Raw genomic sequence first — 8,653 nt, forward strand, 5'->3', positions numbered from 1 at the left:
GGGCTTACGGGACTCGAGGTCGCCAGGCGCATCGGCACGCACCGCGAAGGTCCTCTAATCGTCTTCCTCACTGCCTACGGGGACCGCGCCGTCGAGGCCTTCGAGACCGAGGCGATCGACTACCTCATGAAACCGGTCAGCGCCCAGCGCCTGGCGCGCGCCCTCGAACGGGCGCACGAGGAGCTGCGACGACGGCGGGAGATGGCAATGGCGGCCGAGTTGAAGTCGGTAGTCCATCGCTTCGATACCCCCGACGCTCAAGCGCCTCAGACCAGCACGCTCCCCGCGGCGGAACGGCAGGAGGTCATTCGACTCGATACGGGGGACGGTTTCGTGCGCCAACCGGAGGCAGCGATCAGCCACCTGGAGACCGCCGGTGACTACGTGTGCGTGCACACTGATCAGGGCACGCTGATCGTGCGCAGTTCCCTAAAGCACCTTGAGGAGCAGCTCGTGTCGCGAAGGCGCTTCTTCCGCGTCAACCGGCAGACGGTCGTCAACGTCGACCACGTCCTGCGCATTACGTCCAGTCCTCAAGCGAGCGGCAGCATCGCCGAACTGCGCGAAGGCCAGCAGATACCGATCAGTCGCCGCCAGTTGGCTGCCCTACGCGCCCTATTAGGGTCTCGGTAGGGAGGGAAGTGTGACCGGGTCGCCGTCCCTGCCATGAGCAACACCCGCCTTTCCCCGTCCCCTTGAGAGCGATCACATCCCCGGGTTGCTGACGCCACCATACTCCTCGCGATTGGCACGACCAGCTCGATGCTCGGGTCAGCAAGCTGGCGCCACAAGTGAGCGCGGCAAGACCGGCGCTCCCACCTTTAGGACGCTGCGACAGCTGTCGACCACCGTGCCCGATGACAGCGGCGACATCGAGGAGCTGTTCGTGGAGGACGTCAACTACAATCCATCGACCGCCGCGGCCCCCGCCGCGGACGCCGCTAACACGGCGCTGCTCGCCGGCAAGACCTACGCTGAGGTAAGTGATCTGAGTCTGCGCCTGTTGACCTTCGCGGCCGACGGCACATTCGGCGAGGTGTTCCAACGAAGCCTGGGGGGCGGCACCCGTATCGGCGAGAACGACGGGCGGTGGATTATCGACGGTGAGGCGATCGTTCGCATCGCGCTCTCGCGCGACGACGTGGGCGAGCACGGCACCGCGCTGATCGCGACCGGACTGGGCGGCGAGGAGATGTCCATCGAGACCCTCAACGAGGTAGAGGGCTCTCGTGCCATCAACTTGATCCAGGTCGAAGCCTTCGAGGCAAACGAGGTGCTAGGGTCTTGGTTCGAGCTTGGCGCTGACGGCCTCGCGACCACCAGCCTGACCTTCGATCGTGACGGCGGCGGTGCCTACGAGGACCCATCGGGCGGCGGGCACTTCGATTGGCATCTCGATGGCGATGGCCACCTGAGCGTCTCTCCGAGGGCGAGCAGGGATGGTCTCGAGACGATCACCTTCCACAAGCTGGCGAACAGCGAGGTGGAGATGCTGAGCGTGGTAGTGGTGTTGCGCCGCAACGGTGAGTTGGACTACGAAGTAGACCTGCGCAGTACGCCGCGGAACCCCATCGAGACCTTCATGCTGTTCAGAGCTTTCTAACAACGACGGCACCAATGCCGCTTGCTCGAGGCCCGGTGGGAAACTACCGGGCCTCCTTTTATTCGCTGGACACTTCCTGGCTTGCTTTGCATCTAGGCTATCAAACTCGTTCTGTGAGCTCGCGTATAAAGCCGTAGTGCCTGGGGCGGCACGAGCGCAGGCGCTGCGGCGATCTCGACACTCCCGTGCGCAACGACCCTGTTACCCAACCACTCCAAGACCCCGAGATAACTCTCTTTAGACCCGGGAATCCGACCTGGTTCATCGCAGTGCAGCGCCGCCGGCGCTACGGTGTTCATGCCCCTCCTTGCGTCCCCCACCGCGAACACGACTCGATCCATGCAGGCATTGAAGCCCACAACGCTCGCCCTACTCCTCGCCCTGAGCACGATGGCCAGCGGGACCGAACTCGCCGTACCGGCGGAGCCGCCCTTTCGCCTCTACTCGGTCACAGAAGGCCTCAACCAACGCACGATCCTCAAGGTAGTGCAGGATGAGCATGGCTACCTTTGGATCGCCACCTTCGGCGGCCTAAATCGCTTCGATGGCCAGACCTTCGAGAGCTTCACCACGCGCCAAGGACTTCGCAACAACCTCGTGCAGGGGCTCCTGGTAGATCGCCAGAACCGCTTGTGGGCAGGGGACGCGGGCGGCGGACTCACACTGCTCGAGGATGGGCGCGTGGTGCGTACCTTCGACCCAGCAAACGAGGCGCGCGGATTCGTCCGCAGCATCATCGAATTCGGGGATGAGCTTTTGATCGGCGTGGAGCCTGGTGGTCTACAGCGCCTGCGCCTAGGGGCGATGGATGCTGGACTCGAACACATCCCCGGGACTGCGGAGGATGTTCAGGCGCTAGTCGCGGACACCGACGCCAACCAGATCTACCTACTGTCCGGTGAAGCACTCCTTCGCTACGACAGCTCTGCGACGAAGCCATTGCCCCGCATTGCGGATGGCATCACTGTCCTCATTCGCTCCCCCTCGGGACAAGTGACCGTGGGTAGCGCAGACGGCCGCGTGGGGCGCGTGGTCGCCGATGGCGTGCAGTGGCAGGCGCGAGAATTCGATGGGCAAGTCACCGGCATCACCTTCGACGGCGATGAGATCGCCTGGGTGACGATAGACGACCAACACCTGGTCAACTTCACCGATCCGTCCCGACGCATGGACGACATGGGCCTGGGGTCGCCCGCGATCATCGACCAGGAGGGCATCCTCTGGGCGCCGACGCGCGGCGGACTCGCGCGCTACCTCGGCACGCGCTTTCGTCACTACGGCCTTGAAGTGGATGGAATCCAACCGGAGGTCTTCGCCATCCAGCCAGGCACAGACGGGGACTTCTGGTTCGGCACGGACCAAGGACTGCTGCGAGTAGATGCGCAGGGGGTGATCAGCAACGTATCGAAACAGCTAGCTATCCCCATTACCGAAGTCCGCGGGGTCTCCCTTTCCGACGACGGTTCCACTCTGTGGATGGTGCAGGTGCAAGGGGTCGCTTACGAGATCGATATCGATACGCTCACCGCCAAGCCGTTTCTGGGCGAGGAGCCCCTGGTTGCGGTCGGCTTGGAGCTTGCAAGCGATGGGCGGCTGTGGACCGGGACCTACTTTGGCACGCTGCATGCGTACGATCCGCGCAGCGGCGAGACGCAGGCGCTCGACTTCGGCTCTGGAGCCGCCCTCTACGCCATGGATTCGACAGCGGATGGTCATCTGTGGGTCGCCGCCAACTTCCGCGGTCTATACCGCGTCGATACAACGCGCCCAGGCTCCCAGCCCGAGCTCATGGTGCCCGTGGAAGAGATCGGTCGGGATTTCTACACACAACTGGTTGTTGACCCCCACGCAGCGCAGCGCACCGTGTGGCTGGCCAGCGTCGAGGGCGGCGTCTTCCGCTGGCGTGCCGGTAAGCTCGACCGCCTGCAGATCGACGAAGCACTCGGTGACTACACCGTCTACGCGTTGCACCCCCTGGCCGATGGCACGCTCGTGCTAGCCACCAGTCGCGGTGCTTACCGCTACAACCCCGAGGACGGTCATCTCGAGCACTACTCAGCGCTCGATGGCTTCGTCTCGATCGAGGCAAAGGCCCACGCAACGTACTTCGAAGCGCCGAACACTCTGTGGATAGGCACCACCTCCGGCGTCACCGCAATGGACGTCGAGCAGCCCATGTCGAGCATTCCCCAACCCCGGCCGCTGATCTCCAGGCGCCTCGTGGACGGCGAGGCGGTCTCCGCCGAACCCACGCAAACGACCCGGGCACCCCACGGAAACCTGTTCGTCGAGTACGCGGCGATCTCTACCCGCCGCCCCGGTGGCATCGAGTACAGCTATCGCCTGGACCACAACGGCGCCGTCGGCGCGTGGAGTGCTCCGACCACTACCCAGTCGATCGGCTACTCCAACCTCCCCTCGGGCCAGTATGACTTCGCCGTGCGGTCTCGCCTGCCTGGAGGCGATTGGAGTAAAGCCGCGCAATGGTCCTTCGTCGTGCCTACACCGTTCTGGCGCACCTACTGGTTCACCGCCTTGGCCGCGGCAGTGGCATTGCTACTCACCTGGAGTATCGTGCAGCTGCGCCTGCGCGTCGTCGCAGGTGCCAACCGGCGCTTGCGACAGCAAGTGGCGGAACGTACGGCCTCGATCGAAGCAGGCCGGCGAGAGCTTGAGCTGATCAACGACCAGCTGAGTAGCGAGATTCACGAACGCAAGCGTGCCGATGCCCTCCGTGCCGACGTGGAAGAACGCTTCCACCAGGCCTACCAAAACTCGCCGATCGGTATGGCCCTAGTCGATACGGAGGGCTTAGTCTACGACGCGAACCCGCCCCTGCAGGCGCTGTTCTGGCCACATGCGGGAGAGGACGATCGCCAGCCTCTTCTCGAAGTGGTCATCGCCGACCAACGCGAGACCTTCACGGCCTTCCTGGATGCCCTGGCCAAGGAAGACGATGCGGGCACCAGCATGGAGGTGGACTGCCTGACCCACGATGGTCAGGTGCGGCGAATCGATTTTCTCCCTTCACCAGTACGCGACGCCGACGGCGAGGTGCAATACCTGGTCATGCTGGCCCAGGATGTCACCGAGAGCCACGCGATGACGAGCAAGCTCGCCTACCAGGCTCACTTCGATGAGCTGACTGGCCTGCTGAACCGTCGCGCCTTCGCCGAACGCCTGGCGTTGGTCAACGCTACAACGGATGGTGCCTACCTACTCTTCCTAGACCTGGATCAATTCAAGGTGGTGAACGACACCTGCGGGCATACGGCTGGGGACGAGCTTCTACGCCTTGCTGCCAAGACCGTATCCCAGGCCGTGCGCCCGCAGGACACGGTGGCCCGCTTGGGCGGCGATGAATTCGCCCTGATCTTGATGAACTGCACGCAGCAAACGGCTCTCGATCGTGCTGAGCAGATCCGCAGGTCCGTACAGGCCTTAGAGTTTCCTTGGGAGACGGAGATCTTCCGCATCGGCGTGAGTATCGGCATCGTGCCGATCAACGACGCCACGAGCGATCTCAACGAGCTGCAGCAGCTCGCGGACGCGGCCTGCTACGCGGCGAAGGAAGCAGGCCGCAACCGCGTCCACCTGGTCTCTGGTACGGAGGATGCCGTGCATGAACATCGCGGCGAGATGCGTTGGGTCCAGCGCCTGAACCACGCCATCGACACCGACAGCTTCGTGCTCTTCGGCCAGCGCCTCCAGCAGCTCGCCGACGGCCCCGTAGGATCCCAGCGAATCGAAATACTCCTGCGTATGCTCGACCGCTCCAGTGGTCGGCTAATCCCCCCTAGCGCCTTCTTGCCGGCGGCGGAACGCTACGGGCTGCAGGGGCGTCTCGATCAATGGGTGGTGAACAGGGTCATCGACTTACTATCGGTGCAGGACAGTGACGAGGTGGCTGCCCACAACTTCTGGGTCAACCTCTCCGGTGCGAGCGTGGGAGACCGATCCTTCTCCGATGCCTTGATCGAACGCATGCGGGCCAGCGACCTACCCGCGGGCTGCATGAACTTCGAGATCACCGAGACGGCCGTGATCCGCAAGATCGACGATGCTGCCCACCTGATGAGCGCCCTACAGGAAATGGGATGTCGCTTTGCGCTCGACGATTTCGGCAGCGGCCTATCCTCCTTCGGTTACCTAAAGCGCCTACACGTCGACTACGTGAAAGTAGATGGCCAGTTCGTGCGCGACATCGTCACTGATCCAACGGATCGGATCTTTGTCAAATCGATCATCGACATCGCACACACGCTCGACAAGCGAGTGGTTTGTGAGTTCGTCGAGGATGATGAGATCCTAGAGATGGTGGGCACGCTCGGCGGCGACTACGCTCAGGGCTACGGCGTACATCGACCGCAACCCTTGGACGAACTGCTCGGCGTGACGCGGGCGACGAGCGAGGATCTTTCCCAGTTGGGCTGATACGGCTAGAGGCGCACAAGGGTGCCGTTGACATGCCCAGGGGAAGCGGCGAGTCTTCCGCCTCTGAGCACTGCTGTCCTAAGGAACGGCGATCCATGCGCGTCGCACACCCCCGCTCACGTCTGCCCATGCTACGACCACTCCCATGAAAGTCGGCGTGGTGGGTGCGGGAATGGTCGGCAGTGCCGCCGCCAACGCCCTGGTGCTGAGCGGTACGGCCAGCGAAATCGTGCTCGTAGATCGCGATACCGCACGTGCCCAGGCGGAAACCGAGGACATCACCCACGCCACCCCTTTTAGCCATAGCGTGCGCATGCGCGCGGGCACCTACGAAACCCTTTCAGGCGCACAGGTCGTGATTATCGCTGCAGGCGTCAACCAGCGGCCTGGCGAGAGCCGCCTGGCCCTGCTCGAGCGCAACGCGAGCGTGTTTGCGCAGATTATCCCGCAGGTGCTGGAGGCTGCGCCCGACACCTTGCTAGTCATCGCCACCAACCCTGTCGACGTCATGACGATGGTGGCAACGAATCTGTCAGGCCTCCCGCCTGCGCGGGTGATCGGCTCTGGCACGATCCTGGACACGGCACGTTTTCGCGCCCTGCTGGCCGAGCATTTGGGGGTGGCGGCACAGTCGGTGCACGGCTACGTGCTGGGAGAGCACGGGGACAGCGAAGTGCTGTGCTGGTCCCTCGCCGACGTCGGCACCGTGCGCGTGGAGCGCTACGCGGCGCAGATCGGCCGTCCGCTGGACAGCGCGGCGAAGGCTCGGATCGATGCCGGTACCCGTCGCGCCGCTTACCGGATCATCGCTGGCAAGGGGGCCACGTGGTTCGGTATCGCCGCAGGGCTGGCCCGAATCTGCCAGGCCGTCGCCCGGGACGAACGCTCCGTGCTGACCGTGTCGATGCTCGAATCCAACGTGCTGGGCGTAGAGCGGGTCGCGCTGTCTCTGCCCCGCGTCATCGGTGCGGCCGGGGTTGTCGACACGATTCAGCTCGCACTGACAGCGACAGAACAGACCGAGCTCGAAGCCAGCGCGCGCACAATCCTCGACGCGAGCACCGACGCCTAAGCTGCGGACAGGAGCAGTCCTCGCCCACCCAAAAGCGCCTGGCGTGCGAGCCAGAAGCGATTCTTACCAAAACGGAACTGCACGCCCTCGAGGCGAGTCTCACACAGGCTCTGCAACGGTCGGCGATAGCGGCAGTAGACTAGACTCTACACCGCTAGGAGCGCGCCGTTGAGGTGTCGACCCACGTTGCGTGCGGACGGGCAGCTGAATGCGCCTATTCGGTTCTCAGGCAGGAGTGTCCTCAAGCGTTGGCACGAGCCGTAGTCAGTGGGCTGGCTGAGGACGCGATTGGCGAAGCGGGCCTGCATGCCGCTACCCTAAGGCCGAGCCGACCATCGCTCGACGCTATGGTTGGCGGTCACAGTCGACCTTCTGAAGACGAAAGGGGACGATGGGCCAGATCACGATGCTCTTCCTGAGCAAAGTCTTGAGGCAGGTCGGGGCGGGGGTGGATCGAGCAGCGTTGCTGTCGCCCCTCGGCATCACCTTGGACGCGGACGGGCCCACGGATCCGTCCCGAATGATCGATGATGGTGACTACTACACGCTCCTCGAGCGAATCGCGGCGATTGACCCAGACGCCGCCGACCTGCCCCTGCGCACGGGTGCGTCCATGCGCTGTGACGATTACGGCGCCTTCGGCCTGGCGTTCAAAGCGGCGGTTGACCTTCGCCACTCGTGGGCTCGCGCCGAACGCTACGGTCGCATCCTGACCAGCGTGACCTGCTACGAAGTTAAGGAGCAGCCAACGCACACCACATTTATCGCCCACCGCGAGGGTGAACGCCGCTTGGGCATGCGCATGTCTATCGAGGCCACGCTCGCGAGTGTAGTGAGCATCAGCCGCGAGGTGAGCACCCGGGCTTTCTCCCCGATTGAAGTCAGCGTCCGCCACAAAGCCCCGGCGAACAAGAGCCCCCACGAGCGCTACTTCGGCTGCCCCGTTCGCTTTGGTGCGGAGCACGACGCCATACGCTCAAGGGTCACGGACCTAAGGGTCGCGAACCGCCTCGGTGATGCCAGCATCTCCCACTTCTTCGACACCCATCTCCAAGCACAAATGCGGCAACTTCCGCACGACGGCCCGCCCCGACTGCACGAGCGGGTGATTCAGGCGGTCGTGCGCAGCCTGAGCGACGGCGTGCCCACCTTGGGTGACATCGCCGCTCACCTCGGCATGAGTGCGCGTACCTTGCAACGACGGCTTGCCGAAGACGGCTACCGCTTTACCAAGCTAATGGACCAAGCGAGGCAACAACTCGCCGAGCGACTTCTACGCAACACGGAATACTCGCTCACTGAAATCGCCTTTCTAACAGGCTTCTCCGAGCAGAGCGCGTTCAACCGTGCGTTTCGCCGTTGGTGCGGGCAAACGCCGCGCAACTACCGTCTGAGGGCGCTTGGCCCCTGAGTTGGATGGCTCCCGGCGCCAGTGGGCGCAGCCGCCCCCCCAAGCGCGGCAGGGTAGCCAAGGCGGGGGGCGGCGCCCCCCCGGGGGCGGTGGTGAATAAAAAGGTTGAATTAATTTTCAAAGGGAAGTTACC

5 protein-coding genes are annotated in these 8,653 nt (G+C 63.8%); all 5 read left to right on the forward strand.

Translation table 11 applies throughout. The features are described 5' to 3' along the window. Nucleotides 1–633, forward strand: a 633-nt coding sequence (locus AAGA68_26865; protein MEM9388692.1) for a LytTR family DNA-binding domain-containing protein, incomplete at its 5' end; no start/stop codon positions are given. A 217-nt stretch (nt 634–850) separates the two neighbouring features. Then, the gene (locus AAGA68_26870; GenBank protein MEM9388693.1) at nt 851–1,603 is read left to right on the forward strand and encodes a hypothetical protein; all 753 of its coding nucleotides are present in this window, start codon (nt 851–853) and stop codon (nt 1,601–1,603) included. Between the two features lie 339 nt (nt 1,604–1,942). Continuing rightward, nucleotides 1,943–6,037, forward strand: a complete 4,095-nt coding sequence (locus tag AAGA68_26875) for an EAL domain-containing protein (GenBank protein MEM9388694.1) — start codon at nt 1,943–1,945, stop codon at nt 6,035–6,037. Nucleotides 6,038–6,182: 145 nt separating this feature from the next. After that, nucleotides 6,183–7,109, forward strand: a complete 927-nt coding sequence (locus tag AAGA68_26880; GenBank protein MEM9388695.1) for an L-lactate dehydrogenase — start codon at nt 6,183–6,185, stop codon at nt 7,107–7,109. 391 nt (nt 7,110–7,500) lie between these two features. Continuing rightward, the gene (locus AAGA68_26885) at nt 7,501–8,520 is read left to right on the forward strand and encodes an AraC family transcriptional regulator ligand-binding domain-containing protein (GenBank protein MEM9388696.1); all 1,020 of its coding nucleotides are present in this window, start codon (nt 7,501–7,503) and stop codon (nt 8,518–8,520) included. Nucleotides 8,521–8,653: the final 133 nt, after the last annotated feature.

The organism is Pseudomonadota bacterium, from assembly GCA_039193195.1.
GTDB lineage: Bacteria > Pseudomonadota > Gammaproteobacteria > Steroidobacterales > JBCBZW01 > JBCBZW01.

Coding starts and splice junctions, on each gene's coding strand:
- AAGA68_26875 (MEM9388694.1), top strand. CDS start 1,943: ATGCAGGCATTGAAGCCCACAACGCTCGCCCTACTCCTCGCCCTGAGC.
- AAGA68_26880 (MEM9388695.1), top strand. CDS start 6,183: ATGAAAGTCGGCGTGGTGGGTGCGGGAATGGTCGGCAGTGCCGCCGCC.
- AAGA68_26885 (MEM9388696.1), top strand. CDS start 7,501: ATGGGCCAGATCACGATGCTCTTCCTGAGCAAAGTCTTGAGGCAGGTC.